At 65.0% G+C, this 24,654-nt stretch carries 19 protein-coding genes; 12 read left to right on the top strand and 7 right to left on the bottom strand.

The genetic code is table 11. The features are described from left to right. The first annotated feature begins 30 nt into the window (after nucleotides 1-30). Both K6301_RS09955 and K6301_RS09950 read left to right on the top strand, forming a co-directional pair. A complete protein-coding gene (locus K6301_RS09955) occupies nucleotides 31-1,260 on the top strand; it encodes a putative DNA modification/repair radical SAM protein (RefSeq protein ID WP_247216573.1) in 1,230 nt (409 codons plus the stop codon). Beyond that, nucleotides 1,260-2,714: a UdgX family uracil-DNA binding protein gene (locus K6301_RS09950; protein ID WP_247216571.1), complete on the top strand. Its 1,455-nt coding sequence runs from the start codon at nucleotides 1,260-1,262 to the stop codon at nucleotides 2,712-2,714. Before K6301_RS09955 ends, K6301_RS09950 begins: the two co-directional genes overlap by 1 nt. Before the next feature lie 6 nt (nucleotides 2,715-2,720). Here K6301_RS09950 and K6301_RS09945 read toward each other — a convergent pair whose 3' ends face one another. From K6301_RS09945 to blaOXA, 3 genes are all read right to left on the bottom strand, one after another. Next, nucleotides 2,721-2,915, bottom strand: a complete 195-nt coding sequence (locus K6301_RS09945) for a DUF2283 domain-containing protein (RefSeq protein WP_247216569.1) — start codon at nucleotides 2,913-2,915, stop codon at nucleotides 2,721-2,723. A gap of 262 nt (nucleotides 2,916-3,177) precedes the next feature. Beyond that, nucleotides 3,178-6,660 carry a carbamoyl-phosphate synthase large subunit gene (gene carB / locus K6301_RS09940; RefSeq protein WP_247216567.1) on the bottom strand — a complete coding sequence of 1,161 codons (3,483 nt, stop codon included), beginning with the start codon at nucleotides 6,658-6,660 and terminating at the stop codon, nucleotides 3,178-3,180. Nucleotides 6,661-6,901: 241 nt separating this feature from the next. Then, the gene (gene blaOXA / locus K6301_RS09935) at nucleotides 6,902-7,708 is read right to left on the bottom strand and encodes a class D beta-lactamase (protein ID WP_247216559.1); all 807 of its coding nucleotides are present in this window, start codon (nucleotides 7,706-7,708) and stop codon (nucleotides 6,902-6,904) included. Between the two features lie 110 nt (nucleotides 7,709-7,818). Here blaOXA and K6301_RS09930 point away from each other — a divergent pair, with 110 nt between their 5' ends. After that, nucleotides 7,819-8,706, top strand: coding sequence for a LysR family transcriptional regulator (locus K6301_RS09930; protein WP_247216558.1), 888 nt, complete (start codon nucleotides 7,819-7,821; stop codon nucleotides 8,704-8,706). 2 nt (nucleotides 8,707-8,708) lie between these two features. On the opposite strand, the gene K6301_RS09925 is transcribed toward K6301_RS09930, so the two are convergent. After that, the gene (locus K6301_RS09925; protein WP_247216556.1) at nucleotides 8,709-9,734 is read right to left on the bottom strand and encodes a zinc-dependent alcohol dehydrogenase family protein; all 1,026 of its coding nucleotides are present in this window, start codon (nucleotides 9,732-9,734) and stop codon (nucleotides 8,709-8,711) included. A gap of 56 nt (nucleotides 9,735-9,790) precedes the next feature. Continuing rightward, complete coding sequence (locus K6301_RS09920) at nucleotides 9,791-10,450, bottom strand: dihydrofolate reductase family protein (protein WP_247216554.1); 660 nt, start codon at nucleotides 10,448-10,450, stop codon at nucleotides 9,791-9,793. Between the two features lie 222 nt (nucleotides 10,451-10,672). On the opposite strand from K6301_RS09920, the gene ypfJ reads away from it, so the two are divergent. The 3 genes from ypfJ (at nucleotide 10,673) to K6301_RS09905 (ending at nucleotide 14,557) form a co-directional block, all read left to right on the top strand. After that, nucleotides 10,673-11,605: a KPN_02809 family neutral zinc metallopeptidase gene (ypfJ, locus tag K6301_RS09915; protein WP_247216552.1), complete on the top strand. Its 933-nt coding sequence runs from the start codon at nucleotides 10,673-10,675 to the stop codon at nucleotides 11,603-11,605. 176 nt (nucleotides 11,606-11,781) lie between these two features. Next, the gene (locus K6301_RS09910; RefSeq protein WP_247216550.1) at nucleotides 11,782-13,035 is read left to right on the top strand and encodes a TCR/Tet family MFS transporter; all 1,254 of its coding nucleotides are present in this window, start codon (nucleotides 11,782-11,784) and stop codon (nucleotides 13,033-13,035) included. Nucleotides 13,036-13,186: 151 nt separating this feature from the next. Beyond that, nucleotides 13,187-14,557, top strand: coding sequence for an MATE family efflux transporter (locus K6301_RS09905; RefSeq protein ID WP_247216548.1), 1,371 nt, complete (start codon nucleotides 13,187-13,189; stop codon nucleotides 14,555-14,557). Nucleotides 14,558-14,641: 84 nt separating this feature from the next. Here K6301_RS09905 and carA read toward each other — a convergent pair whose 3' ends face one another. Then, nucleotides 14,642-15,850: a glutamine-hydrolyzing carbamoyl-phosphate synthase small subunit gene (carA, locus tag K6301_RS09900; RefSeq protein ID WP_134647138.1), complete on the bottom strand. Its 1,209-nt coding sequence runs from the start codon at nucleotides 15,848-15,850 to the stop codon at nucleotides 14,642-14,644. 323 nt (nucleotides 15,851-16,173) lie between these two features. Between carA and K6301_RS09895 the strand changes: the two genes are divergently transcribed. From K6301_RS09895 to recQ, 3 genes are all read left to right on the top strand, one after another. Continuing rightward, on the top strand, nucleotides 16,174-16,623 hold the full coding sequence (locus tag K6301_RS09895; RefSeq protein ID WP_134647140.1) for a GatB/YqeY domain-containing protein: 450 nt from the start codon (nucleotides 16,174-16,176) through the stop codon (nucleotides 16,621-16,623). A 124-nt stretch (nucleotides 16,624-16,747) separates the two neighbouring features. After that, nucleotides 16,748-18,745, top strand: a complete 1,998-nt coding sequence (gene dnaG, locus K6301_RS09890; RefSeq protein ID WP_247216546.1) for a DNA primase — start codon at nucleotides 16,748-16,750, stop codon at nucleotides 18,743-18,745. Between the two features lie 75 nt (nucleotides 18,746-18,820). Further along, on the top strand, nucleotides 18,821-20,659 hold the full coding sequence (recQ, locus tag K6301_RS09885; RefSeq protein WP_247216545.1) for a DNA helicase RecQ: 1,839 nt from the start codon (nucleotides 18,821-18,823) through the stop codon (nucleotides 20,657-20,659). 55 nt (nucleotides 20,660-20,714) lie between these two features. Here recQ and K6301_RS09880 read toward each other — a convergent pair whose 3' ends face one another. Then, nucleotides 20,715-21,485 carry an SDR family oxidoreductase gene (locus tag K6301_RS09880; RefSeq protein ID WP_247216543.1) on the bottom strand — a complete coding sequence of 257 codons (771 nt, stop codon included), beginning with the start codon at nucleotides 21,483-21,485 and terminating at the stop codon, nucleotides 20,715-20,717. A 229-nt stretch (nucleotides 21,486-21,714) separates the two neighbouring features. Here K6301_RS09880 and K6301_RS09875 point away from each other — a divergent pair, with 229 nt between their 5' ends. From K6301_RS09875 to K6301_RS09865, 3 genes are read left to right on the top strand one after another with little or no spacing between them, the layout of a single operon-like run. After that, a complete protein-coding gene (locus K6301_RS09875) occupies nucleotides 21,715-22,902 on the top strand; it encodes a glycine C-acetyltransferase (RefSeq protein WP_247216541.1) in 1,188 nt (395 codons plus the stop codon). A 33-nt stretch (nucleotides 22,903-22,935) separates the two neighbouring features. Next, nucleotides 22,936-23,973: an L-threonine 3-dehydrogenase gene (gene tdh, locus K6301_RS09870; RefSeq protein ID WP_247216539.1), complete on the top strand. Its 1,038-nt coding sequence runs from the start codon at nucleotides 22,936-22,938 to the stop codon at nucleotides 23,971-23,973. Between the two features lie 43 nt (nucleotides 23,974-24,016). Then, entirely contained in the window at nucleotides 24,017-24,364 is a 348-nt protein-coding gene (locus K6301_RS09865; RefSeq protein ID WP_247216536.1) for a GFA family protein, read from the top strand. Nucleotides 24,365-24,654 lie beyond the last annotated feature (290 nt).

The raw sequence follows: 24,654 nt of genomic DNA, 5'->3' as shown, positions 1-24,654 counted from the left end.
TCTCCTCATTAGAACATATAGTGAACAAATATGAAGAAATCGCTGCAGGAACGTTTGGCCATTCTTTCGGATGCCGCCAAATACGATGCCTCTTGCGCATCGAGTGGAACGGAAAAACGCGACTCCGTGAAGTCGGGAGGCCTCGGCTCCACGGAGGGGGCGGGGATCTGCCATGCCTATGCGCCGGACGGGCGGTGCATTTCGCTCTTGAAGATCCTGCTCACCAATTTCTGCGTTTTCGATTGCGCCTATTGCATCAACCGCTCCTCCAGCAATGTGGAGCGCGCGCGCTTCACGCCGGACGAGGTGATCTGGCTGACGCTGGAATTCTACCGGCGCAATTATATCGAGGGGTTGTTCCTGTCGTCGGGCATCATCCGCTCGCCCGATCATACGATGGGGGAAATGGTGCGGGTGGTGCGCGACCTGCGCACCGTGCACGGCTTCCGCGGTTACATCCACCTCAAGTCCATTCCAGATGCCGCGCCTGAGCTGATCGAGGAGGCGGGGCTCTATGCCGATCGCCTGTCGCTCAATATCGAGCTGCCGACGGATGCCGGGATCGGGCGTTTCGCCCCGGAAAAGCGGCCGGACGGCATTCGGCGCGCCATGGGCGACCTGCGCCGCAAGATCGAGGCAGCTGGTGAGCCGACGCTGCGCACGAAGCAGCGCAAGCGTTTCGTGCCCGGCGGCCAGAGCACGCAGATGATCGTCGGTGCCGACGGCGCCGACGATGCGACCATTCTCAAGACCAGCGCGCGGCTTTACGGCAGCTATGGGCTGAAACGGGTCTATTATTCCGCCTTCAGCCCCATTCCCGATGCCTCGCGTGCGCTGCCGCTGATCAAGCCGCCGCTGGTGCGCGAGCATCGGCTGTACCAGGCGGACTGGCTCTATCGCTTCTACGGCTTCGGTGTAGACGAGATCACCTCGGCAACCGGCGGCATGCTCGATCTCGACATGGATCCCAAGCTCGCCTGGGCGCTCGCCAACCGTGCGCGCTTTCCCGTCGATGTGAACCGGGCGGAGCGCGAGATGCTGCTGCGGGTTCCGGGCATGGGCACCAAGACGGTGACGGCCATCCTGTCCAGCCGGCGTTTCCGGCGCCTGCGGCTGGAGGACCTGGCGCGGCTCGGCGTTTCGCTGCGCAAGGTGCGCGCCTTCATCGAGGCGGAAGGCTGGACGCCGCGGCGCCTTGCCGACCGTGCGGACCTGAAGACGCTGTTTGCGCGCAAACCGGAACAGCTTTCGTTGCTCTGATGCACACGATCCCTCTCCTTGGCCGGGGTGATTTTTCCGAATGGCGCGATGCCGCGCGCGCACTCGCCGCCGCTGGCATCTCGCCGCGCGAGGTCGACTGGCGGGTCAACGGATCGGAAGAGCTGTTCGAGGTCGAGGTTCCCGAATTGCCCGCGCCTTCCGCCACGGCGCCGCCTCTCACCGTGCCGCCGGCCTTCCTGCCGCTGGCCGAGGCGGTCGTCTGCCATACGGAGCCGGGCCGGTTCCATCTCCTCTACCGGCTGCTCTGGCGGCTGCAATCCGACAAGCGCCTGCTGGAGCTTTCGGCCGACAAGGATGTCGCCTGGGCGCGGATCCTGGCCAAGAACATCCATCGCGACAGCCACAAGATGACGGCCTTCGTGCGTTTCAAGGAAATCCCCGGCGAGGTCGAGGGGCGGCGGCGCTTCTTCGCCTGGTTCGAACCGTCGCATTTCGTCGTGGCCCGCACCGCGCCCTTCTTCCGGCGGCGCTTTGCCGACATGGACTGGATCATCGCCACGCCCAAGGGTACGGCGAGCTGGGATGGCGAGAGCCTGATCTTCGATACACGTCCGGGCGACAATCCCGGCCATGGCGACCCGACGGACGATCTGTGGCGCACCTATTATGCCAGCATCTTCAACCCAGCGCGCCTGAAGCTGAAGGCCATGCAGGCGGAGATGCCGAAGAAATACTGGCGTCATCTGCCGGAAGCCGACCTGATCCCGGAACTCATCGCCAATGCCGAGGCGAATGTGCGCGCCATGGCCGAGCGCGCGGCAAGCGACCCGCCGCTCTTCCACTATCGCCTGCGCGAGAATGCGCCGGCGCTGCCGCAGATCATGCCGGCCGCGGCCGATACCATCGAGGGGCTTCGCGAGGAGGCGCGCCGCTGCCAGCGCTGTCCATTGCATTGTACGGCCACCCAGACCGTGTTCGGGGAGGGGCCGCCGGATGCCCGCATCATGATGGTCGGCGAGCAGCCGGGCGACCAGGAGGACCTGGCCGGCCGCCCCTTCGTCGGCCCGGCGGGCAAGGTGTTCGATGCCGTGTTGAAAGAGGCCGACATCGCGCGCGATACGCTTTATCTCACCAATGCGGTGAAGCACTTCAAATACGAGCCGCGCGGCAAGCGCCGTATCCACCAGAAGCCTGACCGCAACGAAATCGAACATTGCCGCTGGTGGCTGGCCAAGGAGGTGGAAGTCGTCAAGCCGAAGCTCATCGTGGCGCTCGGCGCGACCGCCGTCTTTGCGCTCAGCGGCGAACGCAAGCCGCTCAGCCAGTTGCGCGGCAAGCCGATCACCATGCAGGGCGACGTCGTGCTCTACCCGACCATCCACCCGTCCTTCCTGCTGCGCCTGCCGGATGAAGCCGAACGCAAACGACAACACACCCTCTTCATCGAGGACATGCAGATGGTGCGGCATCTCGCGGAGACGATGGCGGCCTAAGTGGCCTCAGGCGGCTTGAGACAGCAGGTCTTTGGGCAGATGTGTGCGGGCATCCAGCACTTCCAGCCCAACGATACGGCCGTCCTTGTCGTAGTCGAGCATGATGCCCTGCGACACTTCTTCGGTCTCGATAATGTCTTCGTGGGAGAACCGGATATAGGCAGCATCCGCGACGGGGTCGTACTCGACTTTTACGGTCATGCCGGTTTCCTCGCGCCTCTGTCGATAAATGCTGAGACTATTCGTATCTCATCGGCCGTTTCAACACAAACGACGCGCAAGATTCGTCCCTCAAGGGCGGGAATGGACCGATACCGCCTCTGCGCTCCCGACCCTGCCGGGCCGGGCATGATCCATTCCGGTGAGCGCACGGCAGCGGCGATCCATGCCGGATCCAGCTTGCGCTCCCGCATCACGGTTGAGCGTGAAGCGAGTAGCGCAAGGGCTTGTCCATTGCCGACCCTCAGAAATACGCCTGCAACGGACGCACTTCCAGCTGGCCCTGCTTGAGAGCCTGGATGGCCTGGGCGGCGGCGAGCGCGCCGGCCATGGTCGTGTAGTAGGGTACCTTCTGCATCAGCGCGGCGCGGCGCAGCGACTTCGAATCCGAGATCGCCTTGTTGCCGTCGGTCGTGTTGATGACCAGCTGGACCTGACGGTTGCGAATGGCGTCCTCGATATGCGGACGGCCTTCCTGCACCTTGTTGATCTTGATGGCCTCGATGCCCTTTTCGGCGAGGAAGCGGGCGGTGCCCGACGTTGCCATCACCTTGAAGCCGATGCCCGTCAGGATGTTGATGGCGGCGAGCACGCGGTCCTTGTCCTCGTCGCGCACCGACACGAAGACCGTGCCTTCGCGCGGCAGGTCGACGCCGGCGCCGAGCTGCGACTTGGCAAAGGCGAGCGCGAAGTCGGTGTCGAGGCCGATGACCTCGCCGGTCGAGCGCATTTCCGGGCCGAGCAGCGTGTCGACGCCCGGGAAGCGGGCAAACGGGAACACGGCTTCCTTGACCGCGATGTGCTTGAGGTTGCGCGGGTCGGGCTTCTTGCCATAGGCGGCAATCGCCGCATCGAGGCCTTCACCGGCCATGACGCGGGCGGCGATCTTGGCGATCGGCGCACCGATGGTCTTGGCCACGAAAGGTACGGTGCGCGAGGCGCGCGGGTTGACTTCCAGCACGTAGATCGTGCCGTCCTTGATGGCGTATTGCACGTTCATCAGGCCGCCGACATTGAGCGCCTTTGCGAGGGCTTTCGTCTGGCGCTCCAGTTCGTCGACGATCTCGTTGGAGAGCGTGTGGACCGGCAGCGAGCAGGCCGAGTCGCCCGAATGGATGCCGGCTTCCTCGATATGCTCCATGATGCCGGAGACGAAAACGTCCTTGCCGTCGCAGAGCGCGTCGACGTCGACTTCCACGGCATTCGACAGGTAGCTGTCGAAGAGCAGCGGGTTCTTGCCGAGCAGCGTGTTGATCTGGCCGGTCTTGTCGTTCGGGTAGCGCTGCTTGATGTCCTCGGGGACGAGTTCCGGCACCGTGTCGAGCAGGTAGGTCTGCAGCATCGATTCCGAATGGATGATCTGCATGGCGCGGCCGCCGAGCACGTAGGACGGGCGCACGACCAGCGGGAAGCCGATCTCGCCGGCGATCAGGCGGGCCTGCTCGACGGAATAGGCGATGCCGTTGTTCGGCTGGGTCAGGTCGAGCTTCTGGAGCAGCTTCTGGAAGCGGTCGCGGTCTTCGGCGAGGTCGATCATGTCGGGTGCGGTGCCGAGGATCGGGATGCCGTTCTTTTCCAGCGCTTCGGCGAGCTTCAGCGGGGTCTGGCCGCCGAACTGCACGATGACGCCGACGAGTTCGCCATTGGTCTGCTCGGCCTTCAGGATTTCGATCACGTCTTCGGCCGTCAGCGGCTCGAAGTAGAGACGGTCCGACGTGTCGTAGTCGGTCGAGACGGTTTCCGGGTTGCAGTTGACCATGATTGCCTCATAGCCGGCATCCTTCAGCGCGAAGGCGGCGTGGCAGCAGCAATAGTCGAACTCGATGCCCTGGCCGATGCGGTTCGGGCCGCCGCCGAGGATGACGACCTTCTTGCGGTCGGAAATGCCGGCTTCCGAGCGCGTGGCGCCGGCGAACGGCGTCTCGTAGGTCGAGTACATGTAGGCGGTCGGCGAGGCGAATTCGGCGGCGCAGGTGTCGATACGCTTGAAGACCGGGCGCACGTCGAGGCCGTTGCGGAGTTCCGCGACTTCCTTCGGGCGCTTGCCGGAGAGCGTGGCGAGGCGGGCGTCGGAGAAGCCCATGGCCTTCAGCATGCGCAGGTTCTCGGCGTCGGCGGGCAAGCCATGCTCGCGGATGCGGGCTTCCATGTCGACGATGGCCTTGAACTGCTCGAGGAACCACGGGTCGATCTTGGAGCCTTCGTGCACTTCCTCCAGCGACAGGCCGAGGCGTAGCGCCTGGGCGACCATGCGCAGGCGGTCCGGAGTGGGCGTGGAGATGGCGGCGCGGATGGCGTTCTTGTCATTGCCGTCGCCGAGTCCTGGAATCTCGATCTCGTCCAGGCCGGTGAGCCCGGTTTCGAGACCGCGCAGCGCCTTCTGCAGCGATTCGGCGAAGGTGCGGCCGATGGCCATGACCTCACCGACCGACTTCATGGCGGTGGTCAGCGTGGGCTCGGCGCCGGGGAACTTTTCGAAGGCGAAGCGCGGGATCTTCGTCACGACATAGTCGATCGACGGTTCGAAGGAGGCCGGGGTCGCGCCGCCGGTGATGTCGTTCTCCAATTCGTCGAGCGTGTAGCCGATGGCAAGCTTGGCCGCGATCTTGGCGATCGGGAAGCCGGTCGCCTTGGAGGCCAGCGCCGACGAGCGCGAAACGCGCGGGTTCATTTCGATGACGACGAGGCGGCCGTTCTTCGGGTTGACGGCGAACTGCACATTCGAGCCGCCGGTCTCCACGCCGATCTCGCGCAGCACCGCAATCGAGGCGTTGCGCATGATCTGATATTCCTTGTCCGTCAGGGTCAAGGCCGGCGCGACGGTGATACTATCGCCCGTGTGGACGCCCATTGGGTCGATGTTCTCGATGGAGCAGATGATGATGCAGTTGTCCGCCTTGTCGCGGACGACTTCCATCTCATATTCCTTCCAGCCGAGCACGGATTCCTCGATCAGCACTTCGGTGGTCGGCGAGGCGTCGAGGCCGGAATTGACGATCTCGAAGAATTCCGAGCGGTTGTAGGCGATGCCGCCGCCGGTGCCGCCGAGCGTGAAGGACGGGCGGATGATGGCCGGCAGGCCGATTTCGTCGAGCGCCTGTGCGCCGATCGCCATGGCATGGCTCATATAGCGCTGCTTGCGGTCGGTCTCGCCGAGGTTCCACTGGTTTTCCAGCTCGTCCAGCGCCTTGTCGAGCGCTTCGCCGGACAGTTCGGCCTTCAGCTTGGCGCGCTGGGCCTCATGAACCTTGCGGTCCTGGTCCTTGATCTCGGTGGCGTTGGCGAGCAGCGACTTCGGCGTTTCCAGGCCGATGCGGGCCATGGCTTCTCGGAAGAGGGCGCGGTCTTCGGCCATGTCGATGGCGGCGGGCTTGGCGCCGATCATCTCGACATTGTATCGATCGAGAACGCCCATGCGCTTCAAGGAGAGCGCGGTGTTGAGCGCCGTCTGGCCGCCCATGGTGGGCAGCAGCGCGTCCGGGCGTTCCTTGGCGATGATCTTGGCGACGACCTCGGGCGTGATCGGCTCGACATAAGTGGCGTCGGCCAGGCCCGGATCGGTCATGATCGTCGCCGGGTTGGAGTTCACGAGGATGACCCGGTAGCCTTCCTCTTTCAGCGCCTTGCAGGCCTGCGTGCCGGAATAATCGAATTCACAGGCCTGACCGATGACGATCGGCCCCGCGCCGATGATGAGGATCGATTTCAAATCTTGGCGCTTGGGCATATCTCTATCCGTTCTTCCGCTTTGCCGCGTGCGCGAAAAACCGGCATGGCGATAGGTTCACCGGGCCGGGCGCGCAAAAGTGGTCTTTCAAGGCTAGAAGCGGCTTATAGGCAAATGCAGGGGCGAGCGGAACCCCGAAAATTGCCCCGTCGACAGGAAAAATGCAGCGCGCCGGATCAGCCGCTCGGGGCGGCGGCGGGAGGGCGCGCGCTCCCCACACCAAAGCGGGGAGCGGCCGGCCTCAATTCTTCGCGAGAATGGCCGGCAGTTCGGCGAGGATGCCGTCGCGGGCGCGCAGGCTGGTGCGCGGCTCCTCCTTCTTCTCGTCCTGCAACAGACGGGCGAAAACGACGGTGCGATCGTCGCGCCGTGCCCAGCCGACATACCAGCCCCAGGGTCTCGCATAATCGAAATTGCCGTCCGCCTTGCGGGGATACGCCATGCCGGTCTTGCCCTGCACGCGCCAGCCGTCGGCAATGTCCTTTCGTTCGACGATCTCCATGGCCGCGTCCATGGCGTCGGCGGAGACGGGCAGTTCGTGGTTCACGAGCTTGGCCAGGAACGCGACCTGCTCGCGCGGCGATATTTTCAAAGAGGACGCGATCCAGGCCCGCTCAAGCCCGTTGTCCTTGCGGGGGTCGCCTGTCATGTCGCCGTTGCCGTAGCCGAAGGCATCCGCATAGTCGCGCAGCTGCTCGTAGCCGAGGAATTCGGTGATGCGCTGCGAATACCAGACGACCGAAAACTCCATCCAGCGCTTCGGCGTGGTCGGCTGGCGCCAGTTGTCGCCGCCCCAGTCCGGATAGCCCTTCATGAAGGGCAGGACCGGTTCCTCCGCATTTTCCAGAAAGCCGGCGTCGTAGCCCATCACGGCAAGCGGCACCTTGAAGGTTGAGGCGGGCGTCACGCGCGTCTTGCAGTCGCCCTTTTCCAGAATCACCACGCCATCGGCAGCGTCCGTGACGATGGTACAAATAATGCGGGCTTCGGCTGGCGTGGAGAGGCTTGCAGCCAGCAGGGCGCCGGCCGCGAAAAGACGGATATCCATCACGGTTTCCTTGAATTCTGAATGACTTGCGTATTGTGGATAGCAATGATCTGATGCCGGGACAAAAGATCAATACTGGTCTCAGCCATTAGGAAAATTGGGGCATTGCCATGGTTCGGCCCTATCTGCCGCTGAACGCTTTCCGCGCCTTCGAGGCGTCCGCGCGCCATCTCTCCTTCACGCGCGCCGCCATCGAGCTGAATGTGACGCAGGCGGCGGTCAGCCATCAGGTGAAGAGCCTGGAGGAACAGTTGAACGTCGTGCTCTTCAAGCGGCTGCCGCGCGGGCTGATGATCACTGCGGAGGGCGAGAGCCTGCTGCCGGTGCTGCGCGACAGTTTCGATCGCATGGCTGATGTCGTGGAGCGGTTCCGGGGCGGTCATGTGCGGGAGATCCTGACGGTCGGTGCGGTCGGCACCTTCGCCGTCGGCTGGCTTCTGCCGCGCCTTGCTGCATTTCGCGAGCGCCATCCCTTCGTGGAAATCAGGCTTTCAACCAACAACAACCGTGTCGACCTCGCGGCCGAAGGGCTCGATTTCGCCATCCGCTTCGGGGCCGGCGCATGGCACGGCACGGATGCCGTCAGGCTGTTCGATGCGCCGCTTTCCGTGCTCGCCATCCCCGCTATCGCGCGCGGGCTGAAGACGCCGGAGGACCTGCTCGGCCTGACGCTCCTGCGCTCCTATCGGCGGGACGAGTGGACGCGCTGGTTCGAGGCCGCCGGCTTGCCGCGCACCCCGCCGCCGCAGAACGCCATCGTTTTCGATACCTCGCTCGCCATGATGGAGGCGGTGCTGCAGGGGGAGGGCGTGGGCCTCGCTCCGCCGCTGATGTTTTCCCGGCCGCTTTCGGCCGGCACGGTCGTCCAGCCCTTCGAGACCAGCGTCGCGCTCGGCAGCTACTGGCTGACCCGCCTGCAATCGCGCAGCCTCACCCCGGCCATGTCGGCCTTCGCGGCATGGCTGGAGGAGACCGTGGCGGCGGAGGCACTTGCCTAGTCTCAACGTCCTGGCATGACCAGCACCTTCACCTCTCCCGGCCGCGGCGGGTTCGCCAGCGCGTCCGGCAGGGCATCGAGGCCGATGCGGCGCGAGATCAGCGGCTCGACCCGGATCGTCCCCTCCGCGATCAGGGCGGCGGCGCGGGCATGGGTATCGGGATTGAGGAAAGCGGTCAGCACGCGCACTTCCCGGAACAGCAGGTCGAAAGGCTCGATGGCGACCGTCTCGCCCTGCGACATCACGCCGAGAATGACGACGGTGCCGCCGTTGCAGGCCAGTTTCGGCGCGTCCGCCATGGTCTCCGCCACGCCGGCGCATTCGATGACGACATCCGCGCCGCCGGGAAGCAGGCCATTTGGGCCGCCGATACCCTCGATGACATTGCCGCTGCCGGGATCGAAGGACGCGGTCGCGCCGGTCGCTTCCGCCAACTGGCGGCGTGCGGCCTGGCGGGTGACGAGGACGACGGATGTCGCGCCCGCCAGCCTCGCGAGCTGCACCACCAGCATGCCGATGACGCCGCCGCCCAGCACCACGACGGAACTACCCGGCCGGATGCCGGCCATGTCGATGCCGTGCAGGCAGCAGGCCAGCGGCTCGCAGAACGCGCCATGTTCCGGCGGCAGGGACAGGGGCAGTTCATGGGCCTGCCTTTGCGGCACCAGCACATAGTCTGCAAAGCCGCCGTCGCGGTGGATGCCGATCGCCTCCAGGTTCTCGCACAGATTGATGCGGCCGCGCCGGCACTGGGCGCATCGTCCGCAATGGATGTTGGGATTGCCGGTGATGCGCATGCCGGGGCGGAAATCGATCACGGCATCGCCGACGGCCTCCACGATGCCGGAGAATTCGTGGCCGAGCGTCACCGGAGGCCTGCAGGGGAATGTGCCGTGCAGGAGGTGGCGGTCGGTGCCGCAGATGCCGGCGGCCTCGATCCGCACGAGCAGTTCGTCCGGGCCGGGCGACGGCGTTTCCACCGCACGCACGTAAAATTCGCCGATCGCTTCGAGCCGCGCCGCCTTCATGCTGTCCTCCCTTGTCCTCACCGCGGATTGGATCGGGGAAGGGGCGCGCGGTCAAGTCATGTCAGGTTGCGGCGGCGCTCCAGCTCGGCATCGGTCGGTGTGTCGAACTCGAAGGAGCCGGTCGCGACATCGCCGGCGCGGACATAGCGGCTGATGACGATGCCGTTCTGGCTTGTTCTCGAGCTTTCAAGGGTGAGGGCGCGCGGGAAGGAGGCATCGCCGAACAGGCGCTTGCCCTTGCCGAGGATGACGGGGAAGACGAAGACGTTGATCTCGTCGACGAGGTCGTTTTCGAACAGCGTCCTGAGGAAATCGGGCGAGCCCTGCGTGAGGAGATCCGGCCCGTCGCCGCCCTTCAGCGCCTTCACGGCCGCGACGGCATCGGCGCCGAGTGTCTGGCAGTTCTGCCAGGCCGTGCGGAAGGCCGGGTTGCGGGTCGCGACATATTTGGTCACACGGTCGAAGAGCGGGCCGATGGGGTCGTTCGCATCCGCATAGGGCCAGTGGGCCGCGAATATGTCGTAGGTCTTTCGGCCGAGCAGCAGGTCGAAGGGCCGGGCGAACAGCTCGTCGATGACGCTGCCCGCCGTCTCGTCGAAATAGGGCGCGACCCAGCCCCCGAAGCGGAAGCCGCCGATGGGATCCTCCTGCGGCCCGCCCGGCGCCTGCATGACGCCGTCGAGACTGATGAATGCACTGACGATGAGCTTTCGCATGGGGGTACTCCTGGCCCTGATCGATGGATGATATCCAAAGACGATCGACGCGGCGACCGGCCGACAGGGTGGACGAAAAATCTCTGCAGCGCCGCTTCGGAGACGGTGCCGGGTGCCCGCTTTTCGTTTTGCAAGCGGGCCCGGCACGCCCTATAAGCTGTTGCTGAGGAACGAATTCGTGTCGTGAACGTTCGTCGGCAATTCAATGCGGGGAAATGCGCCATGGAATGGAAAGGTCGTCGCCAGTCGGACAATATCGAGGACCAGCGCGGAGCCGGGCCTTCCATGGGTGGCGGCAACCCGTTCGGCCGCGGCGGCGGGTTCCGCATCCCCATGGGCGGCGGGCGTCGTGCCGGCGGCGGCATGAGCATCGGAACGATCATCTTCCTCGTGGTGATCTATTTCATCTTCAAGGCCATGGGCATCGACCTGCTGCAGGTCATGGGCAATGGCGGCCAGGTCAGCGTGCCCGGTGTCGAGCAGACGGAAAGCGCCAACCGGCGCACCTCGCCGCAGGAAGAGGAAACCAAGGCCTTCATGGCGACGGTTCTGGCCGAGACGGAAGACACCTGGAACGGCATCTTCCAGGCGGCCGGCGAGCGCTACGAGGAGCCCAAGATGGTGCTCTTCTCCGGTTCGGTCCAGTCCGCCTGCGGCTTCGCGTCGGCGGCATCCGGCCCATTCTATTGCCCCGGTGACCGCAAGGTCTATCTCGACATGAGCTTCTTCGACGAGCTCGCCAGCAAGTTCGATGCGGCCGGCGATTTCGCCCAGGCCTATGTCGTCGCCCATGAGGTCGGCCATCACGTGCAGAATCTCACCGGCGTTCTGCCGCGCTTCAACCAGCAGCGCCAGCGCATGAGCCAGGAGGAAGCCAACCAGATGTCGGTTCGCGTCGAGCTTCAGGCGGATTGTTATGCCGGCATCTGGGGCAAGTACACGCAGCAGAAGGGCCTGCTGGATGCGGGCGACCTCGATGAGGCGCTGAACGCCGCCACCCAGATCGGCGACGATACGATCCAGAAGCGCATGCAGGGCTATGTCGTGCCCGAGAGCTTCAACCACGGCACGTCCGAACAGCGCCGCCGCTGGTTCAAGCGCGGCTTCGACACCGGCCGCGTCGATCAGTGCGACACGTTCAAGGTCGACGTCTGATCCCGTCGATCCATCGTCAACGAAAACCCTCCGGTCTGCCTGGCCGGAGGGTTTTTTCGTTGGAATGGCCGGCGATTTGCGATGTTCATGGATTGTTTCGCCCGGAAAACTGAAATAGAAGTCGCGGCCTGACATTTCCGTGCCCGATGGCGGGTGTTTTCGTTCGAGGTCTCTTCATGGTCGATGCCAGGTCCACCCGGCGCGGGCTCTTTCTCGTCTTCATGATCATGTTCCTCGACGTGATCGGCATCGCCATCGTCGTGCCGGTGCTGCCCACCTATCTGCACGAACTGACGGGCGACGATATCAGCCAGGCGGCAATCGACGGCGGCTGGCTGCTGCTCGTCTATGCCGGCATGCAGTTCCTCTTCGCGCCGCTCATCGGCAATCTCTCGGATCGTTTCGGGCGCCGGCCGGTGCTGCTGGCCTGCATCCTCACCTTCGCCATCGACAACCTGATCTGCGCGCTGGCGACGAGCTACTGGATGCTGTTTGCCGGCCGTGTGCTCGCGGGCATCAGCGGTGCGAGTTTCTCCACCGCCGCCGCCTTCATCGCCGATGTCTCCGACGACGAGACGCGGGCGAAGAATTTCGGCCTGATGGGCATCGCGTTCGGAACCGGCTTCGTGATCGGCCCCGTCATCGGCGGCGTGCTCGGGGAATTCGGCCCGCGCATCCCCTTCTACGGCGCCGCCGCGATCGCCTTCCTCAACTTCGTCGCCGCCTGCATCCTGCTGCCGGAAAGCCTCGCGCCGAAGAACCGCCGCCGGTTCGAACTCGCCCGCGCCAATCCGCTCGGCGCGCTGCTGCAGATGCGCAACCATCCCGGCGTGCTGTGGGTGGGCGTCGTGCTGTTCTGCTACGGGCTGGCGCATGCCGTCTATCCGGCGGTCTGGCCCTTCGTCGCCGCCCTGCGCTACGGTTGGAGCGAAGGCCAGATCGGCCTGTCGCTCGGCGTCTTCGGCATCGGCGGGGCGCTGGTCATGGGCTTCGTGCTGCCGCGCATCGTGCCGAGGATTGGCGAATACCGCACGGCGGTCGTCGGCATCTGCTTTTCCGTCCTCGGCCTTTGCGGCTACGCCGCGGCCTGGCAGGGCTGGATGGTCTATGTGGTGATCGTGCTGACGGCGCTCGAAAGCCTTGCCGATCCGCCGCTACGCTCGATTGCGGCCGCACGCGTTCCGCCGTCCGCGCAGGGCGAGTTGCAGGGCGCGCTCACCAGCATATCCAGCATCACCACCGTCATCGGTCCGCTGCTTTTCACCCAGGCCTTCAGCTACTTCACCGGCCCGAAGGCGCCGGTCACCTTTGCCGGCGCGCCCTATGCGCTGGCGGCAGCGATCCTGTTCATCGGGCTCATCGTCTTCATCACGACGTTGCGCGGCGCTGGCGCGGGCCCGAAGGCGAAAACGACGCCGGAAACGGCCTGAAGGCGCTTTCAATCGTGACATTTCGACGAAAAACCGTGCGGAAGCGGCCTGTTTCGGGCCGCTTTTCGTCTTTTTGATCAAAGCATCAATTCTATTCGATTGATCGCGGACGGGACTTGTGATCGGAAGCGATGCGAAAGTGAGAACCATCATGCACACCGCATCGCATCACGCCGACAACAGCTGGCGCGCGCATTTCCGCGCAACTTTAACGCTTGGCGTGCCGCTGATCGGCGCCCAGCTCGCGCAGCTCGGCATCCACACGACGGATGTGGTGATCCTCGGCCGGCTGGGTGCTGCGCATCTCGCGGCCATCGTGCTGGGAAGCCAGTTCTTCTTCACGCTGTTCATTCTGGGTTCGGGCTTCGCCAATGCCGTCATGCCCATGGTGGCGCAGGCGTATGGACGGGGTGACACCGTGTCGGTGCGCCGTTCCGTGCGCATGGGCATGTGGGTGGTGCTGATCTATTCCGCGCTCATGATACCCATCTTCTACAATGCGGAGAGCATCCTGCTCTATGCCGGCCAGAAGCCCGAAGTGGCGGCGCTCGCTGGCAGCTACCTGAAGATCGCCCATTGGGGCATGGCGCCGGCACTGCTCTTCATGACGCTGCGTGGCCTTGTCAGCGCGCATGGCCGCGCCGGCATCGTGCTCTATGTCACGATCGTCATTCTGACGGTCAACGCCTTCTTCGCCTATGCGCTCGTGCTCGGCCATTTCGGCTTTCCGGCCTGGGGCATCGAGGGAGCGGCCGTGGTCTCCTTCGGCGTCAACCTTCTCAGCTTCGTGCTGATCACCGCCTATATCCAGTCGCGGCCCGCCATGCGGCGCTACGAGCTTTTCGTGCGTTTCTGGCGGCCCGACTGGGCCGCATTCCGGGAGGTCGTGCAACTGGGATTGCCGATCGGCCTGACCATGCTGGCCGAAGTCAGCCTCTTCACCGGCGCCTCGCTGCTGATGGGCCGTCTCGGCACGCTGGAACTTGCCGCCCACGGCATCGCGCTGCAACTTGCGTCGCTCGCCTTCATGATCCCGCTCGGATTGGCGCAGGCCGGCACGGTGCGTGTCGGCGTGGCGCATGGGCGCGGCGATCGTCTGGGTGTGGTGCGTGCATCCTGGGCGGTGCTCGCCGTCGCCGCGACCATCGCGGTGTTTGGCGGCCTGCTCTTCGCGCTCGTTCCGCGCGAGCTCGCTGCTGTCTTCCTCGACAAGGCCGGCAAGGATTCGGCGGCGGTGCTGGCGATTGCCGGTCCCTTCGTGGTGGTCGCCGGCCTCTTCCAGCTGGTCGATGGCCTCCAGGCCATCGCCGCCGGCCTTCTGCGCGGTCTCAAGGACACGCGCATACCGATGGTTCTGGCGCTCATTTCCTACTGGCCGATCGGCTTCTTCTGCGCGTGGTTCCTGGCCTTCCCGGCGGGCTTCGGCGGGGTCGGCATCTGGTTCGGCTTCGTCAGCGGGCTGGCCGCCGCCGCCGTGCTGCTCAACTGGCGCTTCTACCGCCTCGTGCGGCAGCGGGTCTGATGGACGCCGCGCACTGACGTGTATTGATAAACGAAAAAGGCCCCGGACATGTCCGGGGCCTTCCAATTTCCGTAGCTCGAAACCTTACGCGCGTTCCGGCAGGGCTTCCTCGCCCTTCTTCGCGCGCACCAGATTGATGAAGCGGCGGAAGAGGTAGTGGCTGTCCTGCGGGCCGGGGGAGGCTTCCGGGTGGTGCTGCACGGAGAAGACCGGCTTGCCGACGAGTCGCAGGCCGCAATTCGTGCCGTCGAACAGCGAGATGTGGGTTTCCTCCACGCCGTCGGGCAGGGACGACGAGGCGACGGCGAAGCCGTGGTTCATCGAGACGATCTCCACCTTGCCGGTCGTGTGGTCCTTGACCGGGTGGTTCGCGCCATGGTGGCCCTGGTGCATCTTCTCGGTGGTGGCGCCGACGGCGAGGCCGAGCATCTGGTGTCCGAGGCAGATGCCGAAGATCGGCAGGCCGGTTTCGATCAGTTTCTTGATGACCGGCACGGCGTATTCGCCCGTTGCGGCCGGGTCGCCTGGGCCGTTGGACAGGAAGATGCCGTCGGGCTTCTGCGCCAGCACGTCGTCGGCGCTGGAGGTGGCGGGCATGACGGTGACCTTGCAGCCGAGGCCGGCGAAGAGGCGAAGGATGTTGCGCTTCACGCCGTAGTCGAGGGCGACGATGTGATACTTCACGTCGCTGTCGGCGAGGTCTTCATAGCCTTCGTTCCACACCCAGGGCTTTTCGCTCCAGCGCGAGGACTGGCCGGAGGAGGCGACCTTGGCGAGGTCGAGGCCGACGAGGCCGCCCCAGGCCTTTGCTTCGGCCTTCAGCGTCTCGATGTCGAAGACGCCGTTCGGGTCATGGGCGATGACGGCGTTCGGCGCGCCGTTCTCGCGGATCCAGGCCGTCAGCGCGCGGGTATCGATGCCCGACAGGCCGATGATGCCGCGGGCCTTCAGCCAGGCGTCGAGGTCCTTGGCCGAGCGGTAGTTCGAGGGATCGGTGATGTCGGCCTTGAAGATGGTGCCGACGGCGCCGTGGCGGGCGGCCGGCGTCAGGTCTTCGATATCCTCGTCATTGGCGCCGATATTGCCGATATGCGGGAAGGTGAAGGTGACGATCTGCCCGAGATAGGAAGGATCGGTCAGGATTTCCTGGTAGCCCGTCAGCGCCGTGTTGAAGCAGACTTCCGCGGTCACCTTGCCGGTGGCGCCGATGCCCTTGCCTTCGATGACGGTGCCGTCGGCCAGCACGAGCAGGGCGGTCGGCTTTTCAGAGGTCCATGCGGGGGTCGAGGTCATGTTCATCCCGTTTCCGGCACCGGAGCCGCCGGCTTGAAAGCCGCGGGGCCAGGCACCATTTGAGGTCGCAGGCAAGGGCGCGCGGAAACCCGCGTTGGTTCGCCCTGATTGCCAAATTTCGTGCAGGTGCCGGAAAATAGACAAAGCGGATGGCGGGGTCAACCGCCGCCTGTGGATTGCGTGGAATTATAAAGCGTTTTGAATCATGCGCTTACGCAATCCGTTTGCGGTCGAGCCCGTTGCCGGTCTATGAGCATGCACAATCGAACGACGACAAGGGCCTGTCGCGCATCCGGCGCCGGCGGCCTTTCATGGAGAAAATGATGCGCGAAATCTTCGCAAACGACCTGAAGGAAGCCCTCAAGGCAAAGGACGCCTGCCGTGTCTCCACGCTGCGCCTGATCCAGGCGACGCTGAAGGACCGCGACATTGCCAACCGCGGCGCGGGCAAGGGCCCCGTCGAGGACGACGAAGTGTTGCAGATCCTCGCCAAGATGATCAAGCAGCGCGAAGAATCGTCCAGGATCTTCGCCGATAACGGCCGCCCCGAACTCGCCGCCCAGGAACAGCAGGAAATCGCCGTCATCAAGGGCTTCCTGCCCGAGCAGCTTTCCGACGAGAAGGTGCGCGAACTGATATCGGGCGTGATCACCGAGATCGGCGCGCAGGGCCTGCGCGACATGGGCAAGGTCATGGCCGTGCTCAAGGAGCGCTATCCGGGCCAGATGGACTTCGCCAAGGCCTCCGGCGTGGTGAAGGACTTGTTGAAGTAAGACGGGAAGGGCGGCTTCGGCCGCCCTTTTCCTTTGTGCCGTCGCCTGTGGATTGCTGTGGGTGACGGACTATCGCTGGCGGCGGGGCGTCCGCGTGGTTATATGAACCTCGACCGAGGTAACCATGCGCTTTTCCAATGCCTTCCTAGACGAGATCCGTGACCGCGTTCCCATTTCGGACGTGATCGGCCGGCGCGTGACCTGGGATCGCAAGAAGACCAACGTTTCGCGCGGCGATTACTGGGCCTGCTGCCCGTTCCACGGCGAGAAGTCGCCGAGCTTCCACTGCGAGGATCGCAAGGGCCGCTATCATTGCTTCGGCTGCGGCGTGTCGGGGGATCATTTCCGCTTTCTCACCGATCTCGACGGGCTGTCCTTTCCGGAGGCCGTCCAGCAGATCGCCGACCTCGCCGGCGTGGCGATGCCCCAGCCCGACCCGCAGGCCGAGCAGCGGGAAAAGGAGCGCATGGGCCTCGTCGAGGTCATGGAAATGGCGACGCGCTTCTTCGAGGACCAGTTGCAGACCCCCGCCGGCGCCAAGGCGCGCGCCTATCTGCGCGACCGCGGCCTGACGGGGCGCACCATCGAGACGTTCCGCCTCGGCTATGCGCCGGAAAGCCGCAATGCGCTGAAGGAGCATCTGGCGCGCAAGGGCGTGCCGAAGGAGGCGATCGAGGCCTGCGGGCTCGTTGTGCACGGGCCCGAAATCCCTGTTTCCTACGACCGTTTCCGCGACCGCATCATGTTTCCCATCCATTCGGTGCGCGAGAAGGTCATCGCCTTCGGCGGCCGCGCCATGTCGCCGGATGCGCCGGCCAAATATCTCAATTCCAACGAGACCGAGCTCTTCCACAAGGGCAGCGTGCTCTATAACCATGCCCGCGCCCGAAAGGCCGCGCAGGGGGCAGGCCGCGCCGGAAACGCCGGTCAGGACGACAGGGCGACCGGCACGATCATCGCCGTCGAAGGCTATATGGATGTGATCGCGCTCCATCAGGCCGGCATCGAGAATGCCGTGGCGCCGCTCGGTACGGCACTGACCGAAAACCAGCTCGACCTTCTGTGGCGCATGACGCCGGAGCCCGTGCTGTGCTTCGATGGCGACGGGGCGGGCATCCGGGCGGCCAACCGCGCCGCCGATCTCGCCCTGCCGCTCATCAAACCGGAGCGCACCGTGCGCTTCGCGCTGTTGCCCGACGGCAAGGACCCGGACGATCTGGTGCGCCACGAAGGCCGCGCGCCCTTCGACAAGGTCATGGCCAGCGCACGGCCGCTCGCCGACATGATCTGGAACCGCGAGGTGCAGGGCGCGAATTTCGACACGCCGGAAAGCCGCGCGGCACTGGAGGCGCGGCTGCGCCAGGTCACGGCCGTCATTGCCGACGAGGACGTGCGCCGCCATTACCAGCAGGCGATGCGCGATCGGCTGAACAGCTTCTTCCGTCCAGTGCCGCGGCAGGGCGGCGGCAATTTCGGCGGCAACCGCCAGCAGAGGGGCGGCGGGCGTGGCGGCCAGCAGGGCAATGCGGTCGCGACGGGTATTTCCGACCGGCTTGCCCGCTCGGCGCTGGTGCGCGGCGCGCAGGAACTGCCGGCGCTGCGCGAGAGCGTTCTGGCGCTCACCGTCGTCAACCATCCCGGCCTGCTGTTCAGCGATTACGACGATATCGCCAGCATCGAGTACGACAACCGCGATCTCCAGCGCCTGTGGTCGGCGCTGCTCGGCATCGCCGGCTCCGTCGGCGCGCGGCTGGAGCGCGACCGGCTGATCGAGGATCTCGAAACAGCCGGTTTCGAGACGCTGCTCAAGGGGCTGGAACAGCAGATCCGCAATTCACGCCTGTGGACCGCGACGGCCGAAGCCGCGCCGGAAGATGCGCGCGAAGGCTATCTCCAGGCGCTTGCCCTGCACAAGCGCACCCGCGCGCTGCTGTGGCAGCGCCGCGAACTGGAACGGGAACTGGCCGTTTCCACGGAAGAGGGAGACGACGAGCGCGTGCCCCAGATCCTGCGCGCCCTCCAGGAGGTGCAGCTGGAGACCGTGCGCATGGAGAACCAGGAAGCCATCATCGAAGGCTTCGGCGTGCTCTCCGGCCGCGTGAAGGGGCCGGCCGGCAAGTAGGGGTAAACGACCTCGCAAAGGTTGCCTCCCCACGCTGCAAACCCCATATTCCGCCGTGAACGAAACGGGATTCGCATGCTCGACACCTCCACCGCAACCGCCCGCCCATCTCCCCTCGACGTGTTGAAGCGCGTCTATGGCTACGATGCCTTTCGCGGCAAGCAGCAGGCGGTGGTGGAGCATGTCACCCATGGCGGCGACGCGGTCGTGCTTTTCCCCACGGGTGCCGGCAAGTCCCTGTGTTTCCAGATCCCGGCGCTGTGCCGCGATGGTGTGGGCATCGTCATCTCGCCGCTGATCGCCCTGATGCGCGATCAGGTGGAGGCGCTGAAGCAGCTCGGCGTGAAGGCGGCGGCGCTCAATTCCTCGCTGTCGCGCGAGGAGTTTTTCGCCGTGCGCGATGCCATGCGCGCCGGCGAGCTCGACATGCTCTACGTCACGCCGGAGCGTATCGTTACGGATGGTTTCACCGACCTTGTGGCGGGCGCCCGCATCGCGCTCTTCGCCATCGACGAGGCGCATTGCGTCTCGCAGTGGGGGCATGACTTCCGGCCGGAGTACCGGACGCTCGGCATGCTCGGCGAGCGTTATCCCGGCGTGCCGCGCATCGCGCTGACGGCGACCGCCGATCCGCATACGCGCGAGGACATCATCGAGCGCCTGGGCCTCGACAGTGCGGAGGTCTTCACCACCAGCTTCGACCGGCCGAACATCTCCTACGAGATCGCCGAGCGCGACCAGCCGCGCCAGCAGCTCCTGCGATTTCTTTCCAAACATCAGGGCGAGAGCGGCATCGTCTATTGCCTGTCGCGCGCCAAGGTCGAGGACACGGCGGAGTGGCTGAACACGCAGGGTGTGCGGGCGCTACCCTATCACGCGGGCTTCGACCGGGCGGTGCGCGATGCCAACCAGGATGCGTTCCTCAAGGAGGAAAACCTCTGCCTCGTGGCGACCGTCGCCTTCGGCATGGGCATCGACAAGCCGGATGTGCGCTATGTCGCGCATCTCGACCTGCCGGGTTCGGTGGAGGCCTATTATCAGGAGACCGGCCGTGCGGGGCGTGACGGCCTGCCGTCGGATGTCTGGATGGCCTATGGCATGGCCGATGTCGTGCAGCGCCGCAAGATGATCGACGAGGGCGGGGCGGCCGAAGAGATCAAGCGCATCGAGCGCGCCAAGCTGATGTCGCTGCTGGCGATCTGCGAGACGGCCGGTTGCCGCCGGCAGGCGATCCTCGCGCATTTCGGCGAGAGCCACGCCGGCCGCTGCGGCAATTGCGATACATGCCGCAATCCGGTCGAGACCTGGGACGGCACCGAGGCGGCCATCAAGGCGCTGGCCGCGGTCTACCGAACCGGCGAGCGCTTCGGCGCCGCCCATGTCATCGATGTGCTGGTGGGCGCGGTCAATGAAAAGACCGAGCGTTTCGGCCATACCGAAATGCCGGTCTTCGGCGCGGGCAAGGACATCGCGAAAAGCGTCTGGCAATCCATCTTCCGCCAGCTCATGGCCATGGGGCTGGTCAGCGTCGACCATTCGGCCTTCGGCGCGCTGAAGCTGGAGCCGGAGGCGCGCGCCGTCTTCCGCCGGGAGCGGGAGGTGCTTTTGCGAAAGGACCGGCCGCAGACCGGCCGCAAGGCCCGGGCGGGCGGATCGCCTGCGTCGCGCGAACGCTCCAACCTCAGCGGTTCCGACCTGGCGCTGTTCGAGGCGCTGCGCGCCGAGCGCCTGGCCATCGCCAAGGACCTCGATATTCCGCCTTATGTCGTCTTCCCCGATACGACGCTGATCGCGCTTGCCCGCGAACGTCCCGCCGATCTGGAGGAGCTTCTGGACATTCCCGGCATCGGCGTCTCCAAGCGCGATCGCTTCGGCGAAGCCTTCCTCGCCGTCATCGAGGATTTTGCGGGATAGAGCATTTGCAGCCGAAGCGGGATCGCTTCGGAGTCGGACAATGCGGCGAAATCAGCTACATCCTGACCGTCATGCCGCCATCCACGACGAGCACATGGCCGTTGACGAAGGAGGCGGCATCGCTGGCAAGGAAAAGCGCGGCGCCGGCAATCTCGTCGGGGCGGGCCCAGCGCTGGACGGGAATGCGCTGGCGCACGAAGGGCATCAGCTCCTCGTTTGCGGCCATCGCCGCATTGGTCTCGGTGGCGAACCAGCCGGGCGCGATGGCATTGCTGGTGATGCCGAGCGGGCCGTAATCCACGGCCATGCTGCGCATGAGGCCGGTCAGGCCCTGCTTGGCGGCGGGATAGACCCCGTCATTGGGCATGGCGACATGCCCGCCGATGGAGGTGACGGCGATGAGCCGGCCGTGGCCGTTCTTCTTCATCAAAGCGGCGGCATCGCGCGAGAGGCTGATGGCGGACGAGAGGTCGGTGAGGATGAGGTCGTCGATGGCGGCGTCGTCCATGTCCGCAAGCGCACGCCGGTCGCGCGCACCGACATTGTTGACCAGCACATCCAGCCGGCCATGCATGGCCTCGATGTTCGCAAGCGCCCTGCGCTGCGCCGCCCGGTCGGCGATGTCGAAGGCGGCGGCGGAGGCCTGGCCGCCGCCGGCGACGATCCGGGCGACGGCCTCCTCCAGTGTCGCGGCGGTGCGTCCGCTCACGACGACATGCGCACCGGCCTGCGCCAGCCCCAGCGCGATCTCGAAGCCGAGCCCACGGCCGCCGCCGGTCACGAGCGCCACACGACCCTTCTGGGAAAACCTGTCCAGTATCGTCATTGCCCCAAGCCCCATTGTTCCCGCCACCGGACAATGGGAACGCCGGGCTGTCAAGCCTGCTCTGGTCATCCGCCCGCCATGGTGACTGCCGTCACCCCTCGCTTTTCCGCATGTGGAAAACGCGTTATGTCCTGTTCATTCGCATGTCGAGAAACGGACGCCTGAGGCAAGCCGGCATGCATCGGCCGACACTCATCGGCCGACAATCACTGGGAAGGGAGCCAAGCCCATGACCTCCGCGTTCATCGCCCATCTGCAATCCGAGATCGAGGGCCTCAAGGCCGGCGGCCTTTACAAGTCCGAACGTGTCATCACCTCCAAGCAGGCCGGCGAGATCGCGGTCCAGTCGGGCGAGCGGGTGCTGAATTTCTGCGCCAACAACTATCTCGGTCTCGCCGACAACGCGGAACTGGCCGAAGCCGGCAAGGCGGCGCTCGACCGCTACGGCTACGGCATGGCCTCGGTGCGCTTCATCTGCGGCACGCAGGAGGAGCACAAGCAGCTGGAAGCGCGCATCTCCTCCTTCCTCGGACTGGAAGACACGATCCTCTATTCCTCCTGCTTCGATGCCAATGGCGGCCTGTTCGAGACCCTGCTCGGTGAAGAGGACGCGATCATCTCCGATGCGCTCAACCATGCCTCGATCATCGATGGCGTGCGACTCTCCAAGGCCAAGCGCTTCCGTTACGCCAACAACGACATGGCGGCGCTCGAGGAGGAACTGAAGAAGGCGGAGGGCAGCCGCTTCAAGATGATCGCCACCGACGGCGTCTTTTCGATGGACGGCATCATCGCCAATCTCGGCGGCGTCTGCGACCTCGCGGAAAAATACGGTGCGATGGTCATGGTGGATGACAGCCATGCCGTCGGCTTCGTCGGCCAACATGGCCGCGGCTCGGCCGAACATTGCGGTGTCGAAGGCCGCGTCGATATCATCACCGGCACGCTCGGCAAGGCGCTGGGCGGGGCCTCAGGCGGCTATACGTCCGGCAAGCGCGAGGTGGTCGAATGGCTGCGCCAGCGCTCGCGGCCCTATCTCTTTTCCAACACGCTCGCCCCGGTCATCGCGGCCGCCTCGCTAAAGGTCTTCGACCTCGTCGACCACGGGGATGCGCTGCGCGCGCGCCTCTATGCCAATGCGGACCTCTTCCGCAGCGAGATGACGAAGCTCGGCTTCCGGCTCGCGGGCGAGGGGCATCCCATCATTCCCGTCATGCTGGGCGACGCCGCGCTGGCGCAGGAAATGGCAAGCCGCATGCTGGCAAAGGGCGTCTATGTCATCGGTTTCTCCTTCCCCGTCGTGCCTCGCGGGCAGGCGCGCATCCGCACCCAGATGTCGGCCGCGCACAGCGAGGCGGATGTCCGCAAGGCCATCGACGTCTTCGCTGAGGTGGGACGCGAACTCGGCGTTATTTGAACTGTCTTCTGAATCCCTTGCGGAGGTTTCGTCATGTCGAACATGATGCGTGCGCTGGTTAAGGCAAAGCCCGAGGTCGGCCTGTGGATGGAGCACGTGCCCGTGCCGGAGGTCGGCCCGAACGATGTGCTGATCCGCGTCAAGAAATCGGCGATCTGCGGCACGGACGTGCATATCTGGAACTGGGATCACTGGGCGCAGAAGACCATTCCCGTTCCCATGGTCGTCGGCCACGAATTCGTCGGCGAGATCGCCGAGATCGGTTCGTCCGTCACCAAGTACAAGGTCGGCGAGCGCGTCTCGGGCGAGGGGCATATCGTCTGCGGCAAGTGCCGCAACTGCCGCGCCGGGCGTGGGCATCTGTGCCATTACACGAAGGGCGTGGGCGTCAACCGTCCGGGCTCGTTCGGCGAATTCGTCTGCCTGCCGGAATACAATGTCGTGCCGATCCCCGATGACGTGCCCGACGAGGTGGCGGCGATCTTCGATCCGTTCGGTAATGCCGTGCACACTGCACTCTCCTTCGATCTCGTCGGGGAGGACGTGCTCGTCACCGGCGCCGGCCCGATCGGCATCATGGGCGCGATGGTCGCCAAGCGGTCGGGCGCGCGCAAGGTCGTCATTACCGACATCAATCCCGTCCGCCTCGAACTCGCCCGCAAGGTCGGCATCGATTACGTCGTCGACGCCTCCAGCCAGGACCTCGCGGAAGTGATGACGCAGATCGGCATGACCGAGGGCTTCGATGTCGGGCTTGAAATGTCGGGTGCGCCGCCGGCCTTCCGCTCGATGATCGACACGATGAACAATGGCGGCAAGATCGCCATCCTCGGCATCGCGCCCGATGGTTTCGGCATCGACTGGAACAAGGTCATCTTCAAGATGCTGACGCTCAAGGGCATCTATGGCCGCGAAATGTTCGAGACGTGGTACAAGATGATCGCTTTCGTGCAGGGCGGCCTCGACCTTGCCCCGATCATCACGCACAGGATCGGGATCGACGACTTCCGCGACGGCTTCGAGGCGATGTGCGCGGGCAATTCCGGCAAGGTCGTCATGGACTGGTATTGAGGCTTGCCACGCGGGCGGCGGCCACAGGCAGGGAGGAGACGCGATGATGTATGAGGGAAGCTGCCATTGCGGCAACATCGCCTTCGAGGTGGAGGGCACGTTCGACAGCGGGCTCGACTGCAACTGTTCCCTGTGCCGGCGCCGCGGCGGGCTCCTGGCCTTCGTTCCGGCGGAAAGCCTGCGGCTGACGACGCCGCGCGAGAACCTGTCGACCTACACCTTCAACCGCCACGTCATCCAGCATCATTTCTGTGCCAATTGCGGTATCGCGCCGTATGGCGAGGGCACCGACCCCAAGGGAAACCGCATGGCGGCGGTCAATCTGCGCTGTCTTCCGGCCATCGATATCGAGGCGCTGACGATCACCAAGGTGGACGGGCGTTCCTTCTGATCTCCTGAAGCGAATCGCCTTGGCCGGATTGCCGGACATCAAGCATTGGCAGGCTCTTGTCTTTGGGCGAAGAGCGCCTACATGAGGGACAATCACCCTGCTATGCCGGCTTTCCCGCCTAGAAACCCGAATCGTAGGCTTTTACGGGTTTTTTGCCGGAAAAGCTTGACGCAACCGAAAATTCTGGGAATCACCATTGTTGGCGAGCAAGGAATGGGTACGGCTATCGGGAAGTCATGCAGTCGTGTCGCCTCGGCGGCGCGTTCACAAGCCCGCAGGCCGGGCGTGGT

The sequence above is a fragment of the Shinella oryzae genome (genome assembly GCF_023038235.1).
In the GTDB taxonomy this organism is placed as follows: domain Bacteria; phylum Pseudomonadota; class Alphaproteobacteria; order Rhizobiales; family Rhizobiaceae; genus Shinella; species Shinella sumterensis.
Note: the sequence above shows the minus strand (reverse complement) of the source record. Positions and strands in the feature narration are given on the sequence as shown.